This is a genomic window from bacterium (assembly GCA_037143175.1).
GTDB lineage: Bacteria > Verrucomicrobiota > Kiritimatiellia > CAIKKV01 > CAITUY01 > JAABPW01.
In genome coordinates, this window is record JBAWZF010000035.1 from 1 (window position 1) to 19,656 (window position 19,656).

Here is a 19,656-nt window from a genome sequence, read left to right on the forward strand (position 1 = left end):
TTTTTCCTTAATCGCAGTTTTCACGGCATCGGACTTCCGCTGATCACGCTTTTTCTTCATCATAATCATCTGATTTTGTGCCAAAGCCGTTTCTTCCGGCAAGCCCTCATCGGCCTGAACCGCCTTTGGATTAGCCAAGCCAACCGTTACGAAAATAATCGTCTCAGTTTGCAAATGCTCTTTATGCGTATACGAAAACAGATACTTGCCAAGAAGGGGAATATCGCCCAATAGCGGTATTTTTTTGACGTTTTCACGCTCACTTGTTTCAGTCAGTCCTCCGATCGCCGCCGTCTTTCCGTTCTCCAAACTAAAGACAGTCTTGATCTTCTTGGTCGCTTCAATCGGATATTTAGTTCCATCTGGAGCGTCTAAATCTTTGACGTACCTGCTTAAGGTAGGAAGGATTCGCACCGAAATATTGCTCTGGTTATTAATGGTCGGAGTCACCTCAAGCGATACACCGAATTCGAAATAAGGCTTCAAGGTATCCAACGCATAAGTTGTGGTATTGGCCTGTCCCTGCTGTCCGGCTGTAACGGTGCCTCGGATATTCGGCTGATTCTCCCCAATGTGAATCATAGCCGTTTCCTCGTTAGCCACGATGATCTTAGGGTTTGAAATAATGGTGATTCCATTGATCTGCTGCAATGCGCTTAGTACCACGCGAAAATCATCAGCACTGAGAACCGCCGTGCGGATATCCGACAGGTGCTGCCCTTTGATGTGCTCTGACTCCCGAGAGTAATTGGCGGATTTCGAAATGGTGTCGGACGTATCGCGTCCGCTGGAGGTGCTGACCGTGGAGTCCAAACCTTTTGCAGTAGTATCACCCATCGTAGTACTGCTTCCGCTTTTGATCACATCGCTTGATGTTCGCACATCGGTTTGCCCGCTACCAGGCACACCTGCCCCACTATCGGAGCTTTTGGATCGCATATTAGAATCAACGGTTCCGAGACCCTGGCGATTCCCGTTGAAAGTACTACGTTCATCATTAATCGTCTGGGAGAGGGTCCCCACCCCAATACCATACCCTTCCAAAACCTGCCAATTGACCCCCAGATCCTTAATGGCTTCATCTGATAGTTCCAGAATCTTGGCTTCGATATACACTTGCTGGCGGGGGATATCTATTCCTTCAACCACTTTCATGATCGAGCTTAAATCCGCCGCATTGGCCCGAACGATGAGCGCGTTGGCATTAGGGAAAGCAGAAACGGTGCCGCCTTTGCCTACCATGGGAATAACGACAGCAACCACATTCGACACCTGGGCGTAGTTGAGGAATATGGGCTGGGCGATTAACGGTTCGGCGCCAGGGACTTTGGTTATCACGCTATAAATGCCTGACCCGGGCACTTTCTCGGACACCATCAGGCTATACATATCCAGAATGGAGTCTAACGCCGGCTTCCATTCCACATCCTGAAGATTCACCGTCACCTTGCCTTGCAGATTGGTTGATGACGAAATAATATTGGCTCCTGAAATACGGGTAAACAGACGAACCACGTCCTGCAAAGGCACATCATCCAAAGCGATTGAAATCAGGTTCTGTTTTTCAGAGGCACCCATGAAAGACAATACCGGCATCAATTCGGTTGAGGTATCCGACGCAGCGATTACATTGGTTCCCGCCCCGGTTGAAATTTCCGGTTTAACAGCCTCCACAATGCCGTTCGTGACTACCCTCACCTCAACATTAGTGACACTCTCGACAATAACAGGCGTAGCGGGAAAAGCTGCCGCCGGGATTTCTTGAGGCGTGCTGCCGGACTCAGTCGGGGCCAAGGCATCTCCTGCGGTTGCCGCAATCGGCATAGAGGCCATGTCGGACAACGTCACAAATTCAGAATCAGGTGTAGACGCCACACCCTGGGGGCCAAATGTCGCAGCAAAACTGATTCCGCAGGACACTACGGCAAGACATATAGACGCTAGTAATCGCTTCATAATTCAGCCTTTCACTTAATACGCAATGATGCGGTAAAACCGATTTGTAATTCCCAACACCGTTGAGTCAGTACAATTCGTGATCATGTCAAAACCCGTTACAGCAGAATACCCTGGCAAATTCACCCATACCATACCCGGTGTCAAAGAATTGGCGTACTGCACAGCATAATTCCAATTAAGCCGGGCAAACCACGTCAGCGTGAAGCTCGTATTGGTTCCCGTAGACGTCATCGCCATCAGTTGGGTGAGCCCATTTGTGGCTGCGGCCGGGTCTACTTGCACCATCAGAATGCGATTATGTGACGTATCTGCAATATAAAGATAACCGCGAGGATCCCATTCCACGTCTTCCGGGTGGCTCAACACATTACTCTCCACTAAGGTAGTCCATGTCATCCCGGTCATGCCAGAATATGCAACCCGGTTATCAAATGAACTGGCTATGAAGAGATTGTTATTTCCAATCGACATACCACCGGGTTTCTGAAGTCCACCCTGAGTCGAGTCCCGTCCGCCGAGAAGCGCCACAAACGCCCCTGTCTTGGAAAATTTCTGAACCCGATTCAATCCGTTAGTCAGATCCAAATCATCAGACACATAGAGATTGTCTGAACTATCAACAAAAAGTCCCTGCGGATATTGCACTTTCCCGGGGGTAATTCCATTGGACACAAATACAGACCATACGAGAGAGGTACTCATTTTCTGGACTCGATTATTCCATGTATCAGCGACATAAAGATTCAACGCAGAATCCACGGCCACATCTGACGGAGCATTGAACTGTCCAAGCGCCGATCCTGCAACAAGCGGACTTGTACCAATCGAAACCCAGTTCGTTTTAGCCACGCCTAGTTTCTGAATCCGATGATTACCCTGATCAGCAACAAAAACATTTTCGTTTTTGTCCACAGCGATCCCGCTCGGAGTATCAAATTGGTTAGTGCCCGTCCCTCTTGGCCCCCCATAAACGGTCCACTGCTGGAGTAGGGAATCGTATCGCTGAACCCTATTATTATATGTATCCGCCACATAAAGCCGGTGCTGAGCATCCAAATCAAGCGCCCATGGCGAAGAAAAATCACCGGCATTCGTTGTAAAGCCCCCTCCGAAAACATCCGCTTTCAAATAACTTACCGAAAGTTCTGTGACTTGCTGATTGGTCACACTTACTGATCGACTTCCAGGGGCCAACCACCTGGCACTCAGCGGCTTAAACTCGACGATATAAGAACCAACAGACAAAGGAAGAAACACCCCATTGTTTGTCCAGTCCCTTCCCGAAATGCGCCATTGAGCACCTGTAGCCACGGCTTCGTCAGGGAATAAATCGACAGCCAACCCTGTCACCTGAGAATACAGCCCCGTCACCACCACTGTAACCTGATTAGTGGGTGTGACGCTGATGCTGGCCGGTGCTATCCAACGATCCAAATTTCCGAACTGAACCTGGTGTGTAGTCATCGCCAGCCCACCCGCAACCGCTCCACTCACCAGCCCTGTATAATTAGCAATCTGCCAACGGGCACCTGCATCAGCCGCAGCTGCAGGCGTAATGATCGCCGAAATTGAAGCGGTCATGATGGTATATGGACGCGTTAAGGAAAGTGTCTGACCGGCACTTAACGTGACCGTCTCGGAGGGCGGTTCAACATATCCAGGTACTGGCTGGTATGAAACGAAATTAGCGCCGGCATCCAGATTTGTCAGGGTCACCCCATTTGTCAGCCAATCTCCCCCATTGACTTTCCAGGCCGCCAGAGGCGGTATCGGCACATTATTGAACGATATTTTCAATGCAGATTTTTGAACATATAGCCCGTTGGTGGTCATTGCCCTTCCATTGGTTAAACTGATCAACAATGACGCCGGCGTGGTCCAGCCCGCAACATCCTTGAACATCACCACATGCGTCCCAGCATCGAGTCCTTGCAGACTGACCCCGCTATCCTGCCAGGTTCCGCCATCCAAAGTCCATTGCGCCCCACCAAGAATCGCCTCGTCAGGTTGCAACATCACCCGCAGGGAAGGTGGCGAGACAATGGCCCCAGGTCTTATTGTCCCAACATTACCGTGCTTGATAGCCGCATGACGCCATTGCTCATTCCAATCGTTAGCATAGGTAAAGTCTTGAAAACCAGCAGGCTGATGAAATTCGGTCCAAGAGGGATGGTTGCTGTTGGTGCTGGCTTCCCCATCATCAAACCGGAAATAGTTGATCAAGCCATTTGTGTCTGATGCAGCAATCACACGATTGGTGTTCGACTGAATCTGGATTCCAGTCCTCGCTTTACTCCAGAGCCGGACCTCATCTATGGCCCCAACGACACCTTCTCCAATTCTTACATACACATCCCCGCCCCTACCGCTAACAGGCGGATCCCGGTTGAAGGTGTTGGCGCTAGCCGCCACCGCACCATTGGTATAAAGGATCAATGTCGAACTAGAACGATTATAACTGGCCGCCAGATGCGTCCATACAGCCGGCGGTACAACACCGGCGCGAACGATATACTGCTTCCCGTCCGGCCATACATAACCCGCATATAATCGGAGACCGCCCACCCCGTTAGTTTCGAGGCCCATGGCAAAATTGACTGCCTGGGTTCCGCCCGCCATATTTTCCACTACCCGTCGCATAATCACCCCGGTCCCAACCATCGCATTGGACGGCCTGACCCAGGCTTCGATCGTCCAATCACGCAGACGCTGATTAATATCCGACGGGACCTCTAAATAATTTCCGCCCCCCCCCCCGAAGACGATAGCTTGTGAATTTGTGGCAGGATCCACCGCATTGATGGGGCTAGTCCCCGAACTCTGCTCTTCACTATCTGCAAGCCCATCGTCATCAGTATCCACCAGATCGGGCCGACAGCCTAGTAATTGCTCCGTGATATTCACCACTCCATCACCATCGCGGTCCTCTTGGGAATCCAATATCCCATTCCCATCAGAATCTTCTGCATGGGGATTGGTACCCGACCAGTACTCATAAATATTGATCAAGCCATCGCCATCCGGATCCCCCTTGGCACCATTCGCACCATCTTTAGTCCCCGGCAAAGATTCACCACGAGTCCCGTCATCCCACGGATCCATCCCATGAATGATTTCCCATGCATCAGGTAACCCATCAAAATCCGAATCATCAGCCCCACGCTGATCCACGCCGTAGACTTTCGCGGCGTCATTAGTTACAAACAGAAATGAATTCGTAGGTAACGCATATCCTCTATCGCCAAAACGGAATTCTTCGGCAGTAGCTCCCAACAGACCATTCTTTGCTCGGCGGGCAAAATCCTCAGCGGTGCTTCCTCCATCATCAAACCGATAATAGGCCAACAGACAATTCCGGGTAAAATCTCCGCTATTGTCTTTGTCATTCCAATACACCTTATCCACTTTGGCGCCAGTCATTCCTGACATCACGTTCGACCCCTTCAGAAGAAGGGTGTCTCTGGGGGCGTCGTATTGCCCATCCCCATCATCCAACCAGTAACTGCCTGATTTCTCATAGACATTCGTCAACGGAACGCCCGGTTCGCGGTTGAAAATCCCACCGCCATGCACGAGAATGGTGTCGAATTCCGTGCCGTGAATCCAAACATCATCCCCATTCACTGAGGGGACTAATTTGTGAGCATACTCGGCAATCTGCTTGGGCGTCCGGGCCAGTCCCCAAATCCTCACTTCATCAAGCAGCAGTTTGTTGATAAACGACCCATCGGGTGATTCGGCCAACATCAAGTGGTTGGACGCAGGCTGCATATAGACCGAGAACGATTCCGTCAATTGAAGGGGTGACATCGACAAAACCCCGTCAACATAAAGGCTTAAACTGTTGTTCTTATGATCCCATGTCGCCGCTAAATGGACCCATCTATTCGTTGGCAATGGATTTGCAGAAACTATAACCGGCGTATACGAGGAATTATCTGACACCAGCATGGGAGCATTGTTCGACAGGGAGAGTCGATAGACCGTACACACTTTCGGACCTCTGACCGTCTGGAAATTAAAAAGATTCCCTGTCAGATTGGTTCCGAGAAGCTTGACCTGACATTCCAGAGTCCAATCTCGGCGCTGCAAGTCAGGGCGCCATCCGGCTGAAGATCCTACCGGTTCAGGCTCGGGGTCGGGAATGGCAATCCCACTTGAACTGATGATCAATGCAGAGCGCGGAATAAAAGGATCACAGGAGTCTACCGGACTTGACGGCAAAACGGAATTTGTCGGACTGATTTCTACCGCATCGGAAATCCCATCATCATCTGTATCAGTCCCATTATCATAATTTGTTCCTCCCAAACTGGTCGTCGGCGAAGCACTGCCGAGGGTTTCCAGCCGACTGACACCCGTTCCTCCTTCTGGCAAACCCATTTCCCGCTCCGAGGCATCCGTAGTCGCGGTAACGTTGGTATTGATCCAGCGCCACTGATAGGTCGAATCCGGCCGCCAGTTATATCTATTGGGATTGGTCTCATCACCGGTCCCGTTAATATAAGGGAACGTGGCAGAGCGATTCCCGTCCTGCCCGAAAAATTCGTCTATATTCATTACCCCATCATTGTCCATGTCACCAAACGGACCATGATCCCAGCCGCCTCCGAACCCGTCATCCCGCGGATTGAGGCCAAACTGAACTTCCCAGCCATCAGGAAGTCCATCATTGTCGGTATCGTGTCCAGGCGGGATATCCTCATCGACGTATATATATCCCGTTCCTTCCGTGGGGTCGGTCCATTCGTCCTGAGTTGGATCAGGATTTCTCAACATAAACCGGTTAGTCGGATCGGGAATGGTCCCATCCATAACCAAATTCAAACTTAACGCCTGCCCTCCGCACGATTGCATGGTGCAAATCCGGTAGGTTTTTCCCTGAAATCCATACGTGCTGAAGATAAAAGGAACGCGCCCACGCCAGTTCCACATCCAACCATTCGTTGTAGATTGGTGAAGTTGGGAGAGAAGACATTGCTCGCGGTAGTTACTCAGTCCATCCTGATCAGAGTCCTCCCTGGCAATCGACATATCAACCCCAGAGCCTACGGTAGGGATTTCGGACATAGCCCCAACACGGGGATCTATTCGGTTGACCGGATCATACCAGGCCGCTTCAAAACTATCGAGCAGCATATCGAAATCTGAGTCGACATCAATGGGATTGAGGTCATCCGAGACAAGCGCCTGCGGGTTCAGCTTCCCTTTTTCCACATAGCCAACGAACCGATCAAACACCATCCTCGAGAAGCCATCGATACCGCAATACTCTTGCCAATCTGACAACCCATCCCCATCAAAATCATTGGTTTTATTAGCCTCTGTAGCATTCATCCCGGTAAATCTAATCGGATCGTAATAACGGCATTCCCAGCCATCATCCATACCATCGTCATCTGTGTCCCACTTCGCGGGATTAAGCAATGCCAACTTAAAAACGCCATTTGTTCCCAGCACAGAAAAACGATATTCCTCAAGGTTGGAAAGGCCATCACCATCCGGATCTGCTGCTCCTGAAAAGCCAAGCGGATCCACTTCGTCCTTAAACCAGTGGGCCTCCCACCAATCAGGTAACTCATCATTGTCAGAGTCGTCAGAAATGGTAATAAGCTTCCCCCCCACTGAGCCACCCGAGGCTTTAATGGCCACACCAACGGACCCTTTAGGTTCCCCAACATCATACACGCCGTTGCTATTACCATCCACCCAGGCAACGACCACATAAGACCCTTCCGAAAAGGGGCCAGGGAAGTTAAAGGAATAGGGACCGGGACCGAGCGGCAATACTCCTCCAACAAAGGACTGACTATCTAGCGATGCATCTAGCGAGTTCACACTGACCAAAATTTTACCCGAGCCCGAACCATCGCCAGGCGGCGGTCCCAATCCAGAAGGCGGCATCAAATTTTTCCACACCGACACATTGTGGATGGTCCCAGAGATGCCTTGTGCAGAGGCAGAACGCCCCCATGCCAGCCCTAGCAATAAGACCAACCCGCAGGCTAGCCAGCGTCGCAGCATGTAATATTTCATCATGATACTGTCCTCGTCCCAATCACATAACGCATTCCCACAATCAAACGGTTTCACACCGGAAAAAGGATTTTTCACGGCTGCTTAATGACAATGCTCACAGAGGCCCCGAGACTATCGGTGACCGTAACCGCATTATCCCCAAATTGCCTTCTGGTATAAGTGACGGACGATCCAACTCGCGCCGGCGGATCAATAACGCCTAAAGTTATCTTCAATTCCTTCCACGTGTAAGGGGCCTGCCCTCCTGACGCAGTCAATATCGCGATATTTCCATCCGCAGCCAATGAATCGGGGGAAGCTTTTGCTGACAATGCGGCAATCGTCGTGTTGCTGGGAGATCCAGAAATCTTGGCGATTGCAGCGTTCCCATTACGGTCATAGGCAATAACATCATTCACGCCAACAGACGTAACCGTGTAGACCCCCTGATCGCCACTGGCTGAAATCGAGCCCTTCGAGCCATCCGACACATCCCAGGTAAACGGCCCTGTCCCGCCATTAAATTTAAAAACGGCACGCGCCCCCACGGTACTCAACGTGGCTTCTGCGGGAGTCAGAGTCACCACGGAAGCGCCGCCATCGCGCGGATCGGAGACATAGGGGTGGCTTGCAAAATAGGCGTCCAACTCCCCATTATCCCCGCTCCCGCCGTCATCACAACCCACCGGGATTAAAAGGGCTAACAAAGCGACACTTAAAGCGCTAATCCATAGTTTCATTTTTTTCATATGCGTCACTCCCTACATCTATTCACTCGCCTCTTACGTCCAGTTTCTGCAACGAGACACCCTCTTCGCTAATCCCAACAACTCTCCAACGGTAGATTTGGCCTTCGTATTTGGCAGAAACCGCATCACCTATCTCGACCAGTTTTCCTGCGACCATGGCCAGATACTTTGGGGTGCCTGAGTTTTTATCATGAATTAAACTGATTCCCCTGATATCCACTTTTCTTCTCGCCTCATCCCACAAAAGAACTCGCGCCTGCTCAGGAGTTGGGCTAACGGCAGATGACAACTTCCCCGACTCGAGCTTCTTGATTATTTTCACCTTTTTAGGCACGTAGCCTACAGGAAGGAAAGGATCGCGCTGTTTCGCTACGTCCAATTCTCCTTCCTGCATATCAGACGGGACAATCATGCCTCCTTTAATAGCGGGAGTCTGGGCGTTCGCCCTCGAAAAGGACAACAAGAATGCCAGTACCACTCCGGACATGGCGACATGAAATAGCAGTCTCATCGGCCACCTTCTTTCACATTTGCCACATTTTCGATAGGCCATTCCATTTGAACGACCGAACGTTGTTCCTCCGGCTTATCCGACTGTCCTGCGATCGTTAAATCAGTAACGCCAAAAAATGGATTTCGCTCTTCCATCTGCGATATAAAAAGTGTAAAGGCCTGATAGGAACCATAAGCACTGACCTGAACAGCGAATAACTTGAATGCTTTGAGAGATGAGTTTTTGGCTTTGAGCGGAAGATCAAGCACACCAACTTCATGAATGTCCTCAATCCTGACACCAGTCGCACGGGCAGCCGACTCGATTTGTTCACTGACACCAACTAAATAGGATCCCAAAATGGGTCGAAAAACATTTTCCCTTTTAATCTTTTCAATTTGCGCCATGATGTCGTCATATTCCTGCTGAATTCCTGGCGCATAATCGAGTTCGCGCCTCGCCTTTTTCAATTTCTCCTGTCGCTCAACTAATTTGGATTCAAGATTCCTTTTCGATTCCAGCACAGGAAATAACCCCCACTGAAGGGCGACATAGATAATAACAATCGCCACAACCCCGATCAGGGAGAAAATAATGAGACGATCCTTTTTTGCCAATGGAAGTTTCATTCAATTTGCCTCGGGAAATATTTGCAGACGACTTCAAAGATTCGGTCGCTTTTTATGACTGGATCCTGCCGGAAAGCCCCCGAAGGCAGCACAGCCGACTCCACAAACTGATTGAACGGCTTCATTTTAAAGCCATCAAGGAATTGAACTACATTTACCTCGGAGCTCGCTGCGGCGGTTCTCCCAGTAAACTTGGCCTCAAATAGCCTGGCGGGGATATTGTTGGATGCCGTCAGCACGGTATGACTCACGCGAAGTTCAGTCAACTGCACCACCTCAGGGACAATAAGTGCTAAATTTTCCAACTGCCCCCCCCATGCAATACGGGCGTCACGCCAACCATACAACGCCTTAAGCGTATCCGAGCGATCTGACAGTTCATTTCGCACCTGGAGGGCCGCCTTATATTTTGGCTCCGTGTACTTCCATTCGCTATCCAGAGTATCCGCCTGATGTATAAGCGAGCGATACCCTAGGATAAACATGCCTATTCCGAACACAATAAGAAACAGTGCCGAACTAATCGCCACACGCACCATGAGCCATAAGGAGACCGGACTGGCACTACGCTGTTCATCTTTATATATTAAGTTGATGTGCATCTCTCAGCCAACTTTCATCATAGCAAGAGCCGCACCAACCGCCGATGCAAAACGAGACTCCTGCCCCTTGAGTTCATCAGGAATCGACTTGGGGTAAACCGGAAGCCCTGCAAACGGGTCCCATTTGACCGGCACCTGCCCAGTAGCCAACTCGAGTTCTTGAACCCAAAGCTGAATTCCCACGCCACCACCACATACGTAAAACTTGCTGATATGGGCGTTTTCGCGCCGTTCCACAAAATCCCACGAAATGATCAATTGTTGCAAAAAAGGCTCCATGGCATTATGAACAACCTTTGTAACATCAAAGGAACCATCATTTAAAATCCCTAAAGCGACATCCTGATCGACCCCCAAACTTTTCTGGAGCTGCTTAAGGATATGAGTTGTTCCAAAATCAAATTTTCGGACAAGCGAAAGGATGCCCTTATTGAAAAAAGCGACGAGGGTAACCTCTGCGCCAAAATCGACCACAACACTACAATCGACTTCATTTGCATTGCCACGCGCATGGCCAAAGGCTGTGAGGCTCGCCAATCCTGAAATCTCAATAGAACAAGGCGCTGGTAGACCTACTGAGAATAATCGACAGATTTTTCTCGCAACGGTATCTGGAAGTGCCGAAGCGAGAACCCGAACTTCATTGCGGTTTTCGAAAATGCACTCATAGCCCAAGCGATAGACATCTTCACCCAGGCCCATCAACTCAAGAACGTGATCATCGTTTGATTTCCCTGTATGAGCGGGAAAGGTCAACAACTTCACAATCCCCCCGCCTTTGGAAACCGCTATCGCTGCATAGGGCGCCCTAAGCGCCTTTGGTATTTGTAAATTTAACCCAGAGGATTCGCCCGAATCCTGAAGAGAAATCGCAGGGAGAATACCCACGGCAACGACTGCCGGAACCCCATGAATTTTCTTTAATCTTACGGCTTTAGTCCCAGACACTCCAATATCCAACCCCACGATATCGGGATAGTTACGATGAAAAACTTTTATGATATCAGTTAGTCTTCTCATGCTCTATGAATCCATCACCTAAACAATTACACTCCCCGATTTCATGGACATAATAAAAGCAGAACATTACCTTCTCCGCAAGCATAGTTAAAACGCCCCAGATATGACCACATGGCAGGACATTTCTCAATTTCCATCTGCACCGCTCTCAGTTTTGCGAATACCTAACATTAACTCGTGTAATTAAGTGGGCAAAAACCCTCACCTAATGAATACTTACATGGGTTTAGCCCAAACGACCCCTCAGGAACTTCTTCGGCATGAATTGTGCTATTTATTCCCTTGAGTTATGCCTCTGTTTTAAGTTGAATGAGGCATACATACAATTGCTAAGGAGAAATGCTATCCCTTATGAGCATACAAATATACATGAAGCATTCTGATTGCAGAGGCATGACAATAATTGAAGTAGTAATTGCCTTGGCGCTATCGGTATTACTTTGCGCGGGGCTGTTTCAAGTTGGCCTGAAAACATACGCTTACGGGGAAAACAGCCGCGCAGCCACCGAGGCACGCTATTACGGCAAACAACGGCTTGAAGAAATGATTGCCACAGGACGCGCCAATTTGGCGGCCTCATCCACAATGCTGCTCTCAGACACTAATAGCGGTATTGAAGGGTATCCCATCATCAGAATTCCGCGTGTGGTTTGGCATTCTGCAGACAGGTCCGTGACAGGTTCGTCCAACGCCGTCTATGGAGAAATACACGTTGATGTAGCCTATTGGAGCCCTTTGTATTCCACGACCGTTACAGACACGTTCTCAACAATCATTCAATAAGAATGCGACAGGAGTAGCATGAAAATTTTGGGGTCGAACAAATATCGGCAAACCCGTAGCGGATTCACCCTCACGGAAGTAGTGATCGCCTCCTCAATTGCGGTTATGGTAGGGGCTGCCGTGATGACCTTGTTCGGTTGGTGTCTCAGCACCGCCTCCCTGTGCTCCAAAATGTCCTGGTCACAATATGAAGCCATGCGCTCCGGAGCGACACTGACGTCTTACATACGAAATGCCTCAGCAATCACCACTAATGACGTTGCCAGGGGCCGATGGCTGGATCTCCGCTTCGGCAGTGGCACAAATACATGGATCGCGCGCCTGGTGTATACCAACGCGCCTGGTATGTTGCGGGATGGCCGGATGTATTTGAAACGAGCCAATGAGTCTGAAACTATCGTTGCACGAGGAATGACAGAAATCATGGATGAACATGGTTTCACAACGCCCGTTTTCACCATGGTCGGAACAAATTGTGTACGCATAGCGTACCGGATCTCAGAACCGGGTGCCAACGGCGCACGCGCCTCGGATGACGAAAAATACGCATCATGCGTCAGACTCGCCGTAAGGCTTAGGAATAATTGATACAAGTATCTCGGCTCACTTGATGGAAGGGTCATGAAAATGAATACAAATACCGAATTGTCAGGAAAACAGGGCTCCATACTAGTCACATCCGTGATTATGTTGGCCATCGCAGGTATCGCGGTTGGAGCCATTTTGACTTCCCAGTTTACATTCACCAGGATTGCAGAAATCTCAAATGCGAGGGATAAGGCTGCATTTTTTGCCGATGCTGGACTTCAATCCGCTCTCGTAAAGCTTAATGCAGCATCGGACGGCAATATTTCCCTCACGGAATCCCGTGGCTATTTTGGAAGAACCAATAACTTCACCGCCTCGGACTGGGGATTCCAAAGCCACTATTTTGTTACAAATGGAGCGAGTATGGTGACCTCCACAGGGCAATACAACTCCTGTCAGGTAGTCGTACAGGCCCAGGTAGAATTGGGAGCAGGAAATCGCACCATTCATGCCCTCTATGCCCACGCCCTCTTTGCAGGGGACTCATCGGGGTCAAATTACACCATGGCCATCGGCGGGACCTCATCCAACGCAGATTTTGTCAGGGGCGATGTATACTCTGGCTGGAATCTTACCCGGTCGGGTGATGCCTTACTTCGCTTGACCGAAATTCTCGTCTCGACAAACAACACCGGCATCTTCGCCATCGGCGACACGTGGACCAATGCCTATGCCGTCCAATCCTTCACCAATGCGTTGACACAATCCGCATTTGATACCTATAAAAACTCCATGGCCCCCTACTCCAACAAGGTCTATAATAACGGCCAATACGACTTCGGGGAAGCCTATGTCGATACGATTGGAGATGGACAATACACTCCAGGCGAACCCTTCACAGATGTCAATGGGAATGGGGTTTGGGATACAGGAGATTCATTCATCGACCGCAATGGCAACGGGGTTTATAACGCGGGGATCGATACCGTTGTAGATCACGGCAATGGACGCTGGGATGCCGGCGAGGAGTGGGTTGAAGATTCTTCACACAGTCAACGAGTGAATGGGAAATATGACCCGGCAGGCGGCTATTGGAGTGGCAGTACTTGGAAAACCTCGTACAAAGTGGGCAAAACAACCTACTATTGCACCACTTGGCCTGCCGAATCGTATGAGGATGTCGGCGACGGTGTTTATACCCCCGCAGAGCCGTATGTGGACCAAAATGGACATTATGATGTCGGAGAACAGTATGTGGACGACCGCAATAGCATTTACGACTATGGGACTCAAACAAAAGAATCACTGACAGGTATGCCGGCTCCTGCAGCAGGCCAACTGCCCGCCACAGGCCATAATCCGGCGATTGATCCACCTGATCTTCAGCACATGTATTACTCTGTCAGTAAAAGCACAACCATGCCGTCGGATGCGCTCCCGCGGTGGGGAAACGATGTCCTTGTGAACGCCGCTGACTATGGCACCGCCAAGGCGATCACCGATCTTACTAGACCCGAGCATATTTTCGTGCGAAATCCCCCAAAAAGCGGCAGCGTTTCAAGCAGTGGCAAGACCATTTACGGGCGCTCCTACACCTCCATCACCAACGCCGGGGTCCCCGTTGACGACTATTTCTTCGAGGATCCTGCTGATTCGTCATACAACTCATCTGTCTCATCTGCCTCCATCGACGGCACGGCACAGACGGCCCCCATGTATATCAACGTGAAGTCGACTGCCAATGGTCTTCTCTATTATGTGGATGGCAACGTCTGGATCCATCATCCACAAGTTTACAGCATGCGTTTCCGGACTCCCGGAACCCGCATCACAATTGTCGCCAGTGGCAACATCACCATTTCCGATGAGTTCTACTACAATGCTGATTACAAGGCCGGATTGACACCCGAGCAAGTTAACAGCACTATCGTCAATAATCCGTCCGATGCCTTCTGCCTGATTGCGTTGAAACGGTCGTCATCCTCCACCAATACAGGTAATATCTTCATTGGAGATGCCCAGTTCGGAACCGGAGGCAGTATTCATGCACTGCTGTATGCGGAAAACAATTTCATCGACAACAACCTCAATAGCAGCGGGCAGCCTTATATCAGTATTTTCGGAAATATGACCGCCGGAAATCTGGTATCTCTCAACCGCCCGGCATCAGGATCCCGCACCCGGCTGGATGTCACACTGGACGAACGGATTCGAAACGGAACCGTTATTGTTCCGGGATTACCATATCCCGTCGGCTCACAGCGCAGCATCATTCTGGATACCGCTTGGCATATGGTCCCGGGAACGTGGAGCAGTTGGTCAATCCTGCAGTAAGGTCAACGGCTTCTCACACAGCGGAAGCCCAACTGATGTGTACTTGCGCCGGGATCTTTCGATTCCCGGTACGAGCATCGCGTTTGATAGGCTACATCAAACCAATTCCCCCCGCGTAATACCCGCGCGGAACTGCTACCCGGGCCGACAGGCCCTCTTGAATCAGCAATGGTAGCATAGACATTTGTATAGAAGACCTCGTCATACCAATCCCAGCACCACTCGCTTACATTGCCAGCCATGTCATACAACCCATAGGCATTCGGTACAAATGAAGCCACTGGGCTGGTAAACGGCTCCGTACCCTCTCCTGTGTTGAATAGAGCGGCAAAGCCATCAGTTGGATTTTCGTCGTATGGGTAGTAGGGCACCCCTTCTTCCCAAAAGCTATTGTAATTGGCGTTAGTCTGTGTGATGGTATCCGTTTCGGCCCAAGGGAATCGATGTCCCAAGGCACCCCCCCTGGCCGCCAGTTCCCATTCGGCTTCCGTCGGCAAGCGATATCCAGTCGCGGTCCAGTAAGCCAGTTCAGGACGAATATTCCATAGGCCTGTTCTATAAACAACGATGTTAGTGCCTATAATGTCCCCAAATTGATCCAAAACGAATTCATACATATAATAAACTGGAACCAGCGATTCCCGTTCACTGCGCGCATTACACCATTTCACTACATCATACCAATTGACAACCTCAACTGGATAATTAGTTCCCTTGCCGAAACCGATGTTGTCGAACCCATACCCATGATTTGTGGCCCACCCGTAAACCTCATCCCACAGCGCCTTGGTAACTTCGACTTGATCAACAAAGAAAGGGGTCACATAGACCTCATGAACAGGAAGCTCATCGCTCCATCCCTCATTCGCATCCATACAATTCCCCATCTGAAACCGACTTGTCGCGATAAAGGACATTCCTGTTGGTGCGGGCCAAGTCGGGACAAAAACCTGAACCTGAGAAACGGACGAAGTCACCGAATAATGAACGAATGTTTCCCAAGAGTTGGAAACACCCAGCGAACCCAACCACTCAACGTCACAGGAGTCGCCGACGGCTGCATTGGTCCACGTCAACAAACCCTGGCTCGTGTATCCCGTTATCGCACTATTGGTTTGTCCCGTAATTCTAAAAAAACCCTGAGAGGGAGCACCGGCCTCACTGCTGTTTACCGAATAACAGAATAACCCCATAAGGACTATCTGTCGCATAAAGATACTGAACAACTTGTAAATAGGCATACCGCACCTCACTTTCATTACTTGGAATGATAGCAAACACCATCCGGTTTCACAAGCCGCCCCCTACACTCCGGAGTCGGGCACGACTTAGGCCGGCAATCACATTGTTGGCGCAAAAATCACCATGGATTGCTTGCCTCCATGAATAGGTCAAGTTATGATGGACCAATATCGAAATCAGTCGAAGGGAAATGTCATGAAAAGAGAACACTCCAAAAGATGTCTTGCTAATGTAAAGCTGACAAACAAATTCCATTTTCGTTATCTGGGGTTATGGATTTTGCTCACCATCGGGTTGACGGTGGTGGCGAGCCTGCTACTCTTCCTGCTAGCAGAACAACACTGGCACGATCTCTATGCACTCGATACTCGCTTCCAAGAGGAGTACATGATGCAACGCCAGCTGATGGCCATGGCGCTGGGGTTCGCAACGCTCCTGTTCTCGGCGGCAGTTGTGGGGCTGGCAAAAATTACGGCGCATCGTATCGCCGGACCCTATATCAAACTTCAGCGGGTTTTCGAAGCCGTTCGTGACGGCAACCTCAACCAGGAACTGAGTTTTCGCAAATATGACCATCTTGAGGAATTGGCAGGCGCCTTCAATGAGATGATGATGGAAGTGCGAGCCCGGGCAAAAAAGGAGAATACGTCACTTTGAGAACATTGTGTCCCAGCCTCCGCACCCAGGATGCGTTCACCCTGACGGAAGTCCTGGTGGCTCTGGGTTTAATCGTGGTGACGATATCCCTATTCTTGAACTCCTTTGTGAAAGCCCGGGAATCTGCAGTTCTCGCCGATGACAGAATGAAGGCCGTCCACTTCGCTCGGATGAATTTGGAAGCACTGCTCACCAACACCTATTCCAGCAGTAACCTCAACCTCACCAATCGCCCAAACTGGACGACCAACTCGAGCATAGCAGGCGGCTCCACTTCTTTATATTATTGCAGTTATTCTGTTGTGACTGGGCAGTATCAGTACTCGAAGAAAATACTTCTGACCAATTCCTGGATTACCGCCCGTTCCAGGAAAACAAATGCCGTGACCCTGGCAACATCCATCTGCAGCGGGTTTCAATACTGATGCAAACCCACACTTACAAAATGCCACGGCGGGGATTCACAATGGTTGAAATGATGATCACTGTGGCGATTTCGGGATCCGTGCTCGTCGCCTTGCTAAGCGTTTATCTCTCTTGCGCCCAGTCCTGGCACCGGACGTCTCTGTCGATCAACACCACCCAGGAGGCCGCCCACTGTCTTGACCAGATGATCTACGGGGTCGGAACGGGATTGGGGTTACGGGCGTCCTCTTCGGTGACGAATTGGGGGACAGCGACAAACTGGGTGCTTCGAAGCAGCAACATTTACGAGGTGGCTTGGTACAATTACAACCCCGGTAAAACCATTGTCACTTTCTCCAACGCGGCAGGAAGCCGGGTCATCGGCACGAACATTATCACCTCCAGCGTGACTGCCACCGTGAATAGCGTCAATATCGCACTCACCGTAAGGAAGTCTGACGGCCGATATTCCGAGACCAACACGGTCAGGACGTTCGTGAAAATTCGCGCACCCTTAACTCAATAAACTGTATACAGCAGAACACAACATGACATCGAGCACACCTGACAATAGAGACCGCGGCGGATATATCCTGGTGACAGTCATGATATTTACCGCCTGCGCCGCTCTTCTGGTGTTCGGCTTAATGAATCAGAGCATCAGTTGGATGAAAATTGCGGCAAACAAGGAAGCCCTTGAGGAAGCCCTTTATGTTGCCGATGGAGGCTGTCAACTCAGTCTCGCCTACATTATGGCTGGCAACCCAATACCAGCCACCATTTCCGGCTCGATCGGGGAAGGAACTTACACTGCAAGAATCACGCTCATGAGCGGCTCATCGATTATGAACTATACTCTCTGTTCAACCGGGGTCGTCCGCGGGGTTCGGCGGGTTGTGACCATGGACTATGTCCATTCTAGAAGTTGGGCCGAATTCGCTATGTGGTACAACCAGTCCGGGACGATTAACTTCACTACTGGAGATCGTTTCAAGGGAAAGGTGCACTGTAATTCACCTATTTACATCTCATCCGGTGGCGCGCCAATCTTCGAGCAACTACTTACCTCGGCCAGTCCCACATGGGGTTCGGGGCCCGCGAGCGCCGTCTTCAGCAACGGGTTTCAACTGGGGGTTCAGGCTCAAACGATGTCAGCCATAAACTTCACCAATACCGTCTCTACCCAGGACTGCCTGAGGCTCCAGGCAAGTCTGGTTCTCACCGGAGCGACAAGGGTAGGAATGTCTGGCACCAATTTCTATATCACAAATTCAAAACGCAATTGGACCAATTACAATTACAGCGTAGTAAATCCTTCAATCATGACGGATGGCGTGATGTATGTGGTCTCATCGGGAACCTCAACAGGAGATCTCACCATCGCGGGCACCCTGGACGGACGAATGACCCTTGTGGCTGAAGGCAACATTAACATCACCAACCACCTCAGATACACGATCAATCCCACCAATGCTCCCTCAAATGATGCCTTAGGCTTAATCTCACGGAAAGACATCATTGTAAAAACCAACTGCCCAAGTAATCTCGACATTTACGCCCATCTCATTGCCGAAGGCGGTTTGACATCTTCAACTAACGACGGCATATTCACAGTGGAAAACTATACTACCCGCCCTGCGTCTGGAAAATTGAACATTTATGGGGGATTGGTTCAAAACTATCGAGGAGCGGTCGGCCAGCTATCCGGCACAACCGTGGTTAACGGGTACGCGAAAAACTATGTTTTTGACACACGATTTGCAACCAATCCCCCGCCCCACTATCCTGTAGTTGGCGATAAATACTACTGGGGCGGCTGGAGAGATTCACCATGAGTACGGTTATTGTGTCTAAGAAGCAAACTCCTCCGGACAATCCCGGGGAGGGGTTTGCCCGTCGGGATTGGATATGGGTGGCACTCGCCATGGTCTGTACTTGGCTGATGCTGACAGGCCTGCACCGCTTGTTCAGCGGGCAACCTGCACAGCCCCCCTCACCCCCTTTGGCTGTTGAGTCACCTAAGGAAGACCTCCCCGCACCAGAGGAACCACCCACACCCACTCCACCACAGCGGACGTTCATGATGCACGATGAAGCCGTTCGCGCGACAGTCAAGGATCTGAGGGAACATGCCAAGGAGTGCCCGGGTGCCCCAGATGTACTTTCCGAGGAGCAGATCAAAGCCATCGAGAATCAGGGGCTTTTGATCCTATAAACTCGAACATCCCTACCTGAGC

At 50.3% G+C, this 19,656-nt stretch carries 16 protein-coding genes; 8 read left to right on the forward strand and 8 right to left on the reverse strand.

Annotation, left to right across the window (positions count from 1 at the left end; translation table 11 throughout):
* The 7 genes from WCI03_10700 to pilM all read right to left on the reverse strand — a co-directional run.
* Positions 1–1,956, reverse strand: a 1,956-nt coding sequence (locus tag WCI03_10700) for a secretin N-terminal domain-containing protein (protein MEI8140322.1), incomplete at its 3' end; no start/stop codon positions are given.
* Between the two features lie 15 nt (positions 1,957–1,971).
* Positions 1,972–7,998: a LamG-like jellyroll fold domain-containing protein gene (locus tag WCI03_10705; GenBank protein MEI8140323.1), complete on the reverse strand. Its 6,027-nt coding sequence runs from the start codon at positions 7,996–7,998 to the stop codon at positions 1,972–1,974.
* 71 nt (positions 7,999–8,069) lie between these two features.
* The gene (locus WCI03_10710; protein MEI8140324.1) at positions 8,070–8,726 is read right to left on the reverse strand and encodes a hypothetical protein; all 657 of its coding nucleotides are present in this window, start codon (positions 8,724–8,726) and stop codon (positions 8,070–8,072) included.
* A gap of 22 nt (positions 8,727–8,748) precedes the next feature.
* Positions 8,749–9,237 (reverse strand): hypothetical protein, encoded by a 489-nt coding sequence (locus WCI03_10715; protein MEI8140325.1) that lies wholly within the window; start codon positions 9,235–9,237, stop codon positions 8,749–8,751.
* Complete coding sequence (locus WCI03_10720) at positions 9,234–9,791, reverse strand: hypothetical protein (GenBank protein MEI8140326.1); 558 nt, start codon at positions 9,789–9,791, stop codon at positions 9,234–9,236. The genes WCI03_10715 and WCI03_10720 overlap by 4 nt, the downstream gene beginning before the upstream one ends.
* Positions 9,792–9,844: 53 nt before the next feature.
* Positions 9,845–10,450: a hypothetical protein gene (locus WCI03_10725; GenBank protein ID MEI8140327.1), complete on the reverse strand. Its 606-nt coding sequence runs from the start codon at positions 10,448–10,450 to the stop codon at positions 9,845–9,847.
* Positions 10,451–10,453: 3 nt separating this feature from the next.
* Positions 10,454–11,338, reverse strand: coding sequence for a pilus assembly protein PilM (gene pilM / locus WCI03_10730; GenBank protein ID MEI8140328.1), 885 nt, complete (start codon positions 11,336–11,338; stop codon positions 10,454–10,456).
* Between the two features lie 483 nt (positions 11,339–11,821).
* On the opposite strand from pilM, the gene WCI03_10735 reads away from it, so the two are divergent.
* The 3 genes from WCI03_10735 to WCI03_10745 are packed head-to-tail and all read left to right on the forward strand — an operon-like array spanning position 11,822 to position 15,115.
* On the forward strand, positions 11,822–12,253 hold the full coding sequence (locus WCI03_10735; GenBank protein MEI8140329.1) for a type II secretion system protein: 432 nt from the start codon (positions 11,822–11,824) through the stop codon (positions 12,251–12,253).
* An 18-nt stretch (positions 12,254–12,271) separates the two neighbouring features.
* A complete protein-coding gene (locus WCI03_10740) occupies positions 12,272–12,841 on the forward strand; it encodes a prepilin-type N-terminal cleavage/methylation domain-containing protein (GenBank protein ID MEI8140330.1) in 570 nt (189 codons plus the stop codon).
* A gap of 33 nt (positions 12,842–12,874) precedes the next feature.
* Positions 12,875–15,115 (forward strand): hypothetical protein, encoded by a 2,241-nt coding sequence (locus WCI03_10745; protein ID MEI8140331.1) that lies wholly within the window; start codon positions 12,875–12,877, stop codon positions 15,113–15,115.
* 2 nt (positions 15,116–15,117) lie between these two features.
* Here the strand turns inward: WCI03_10745 and WCI03_10750 are convergent, their stop codons facing one another.
* Positions 15,118–16,356: an SUMF1/EgtB/PvdO family nonheme iron enzyme gene (locus WCI03_10750; GenBank protein ID MEI8140332.1), complete on the reverse strand. Its 1,239-nt coding sequence runs from the start codon at positions 16,354–16,356 to the stop codon at positions 15,118–15,120.
* Positions 16,357–16,552: 196 nt separating this feature from the next.
* Here WCI03_10750 and WCI03_10755 point away from each other — a divergent pair, with 196 nt between their 5' ends.
* Genes WCI03_10755 through WCI03_10775 form a run of 5 tightly spaced genes read left to right on the forward strand, consistent with a single transcriptional unit; the run spans position 16,553 to position 19,634 of the window.
* Positions 16,553–17,014 (forward strand): hypothetical protein, encoded by a 462-nt coding sequence (locus WCI03_10755; protein MEI8140333.1) that lies wholly within the window; start codon positions 16,553–16,555, stop codon positions 17,012–17,014.
* Positions 17,011–17,439, forward strand: a complete 429-nt coding sequence (locus WCI03_10760; GenBank protein MEI8140334.1) for a hypothetical protein — start codon at positions 17,011–17,013, stop codon at positions 17,437–17,439. Before WCI03_10755 ends, WCI03_10760 begins: the two co-directional genes overlap by 4 nt.
* 20 nt (positions 17,440–17,459) lie before the next feature.
* Positions 17,460–17,945, forward strand: a complete 486-nt coding sequence (locus tag WCI03_10765; protein MEI8140335.1) for a type II secretion system protein — start codon at positions 17,460–17,462, stop codon at positions 17,943–17,945.
* A gap of 22 nt (positions 17,946–17,967) precedes the next feature.
* Positions 17,968–19,254, forward strand: a complete 1,287-nt coding sequence (locus tag WCI03_10770) for a hypothetical protein (GenBank protein ID MEI8140336.1) — start codon at positions 17,968–17,970, stop codon at positions 19,252–19,254.
* On the forward strand, positions 19,251–19,634 hold the full coding sequence (locus WCI03_10775; protein MEI8140337.1) for a hypothetical protein: 384 nt from the start codon (positions 19,251–19,253) through the stop codon (positions 19,632–19,634). The genes WCI03_10770 and WCI03_10775 overlap by 4 nt, the downstream gene beginning before the upstream one ends.
* The last annotated feature ends 22 nt before the right edge of the window (positions 19,635–19,656 follow it).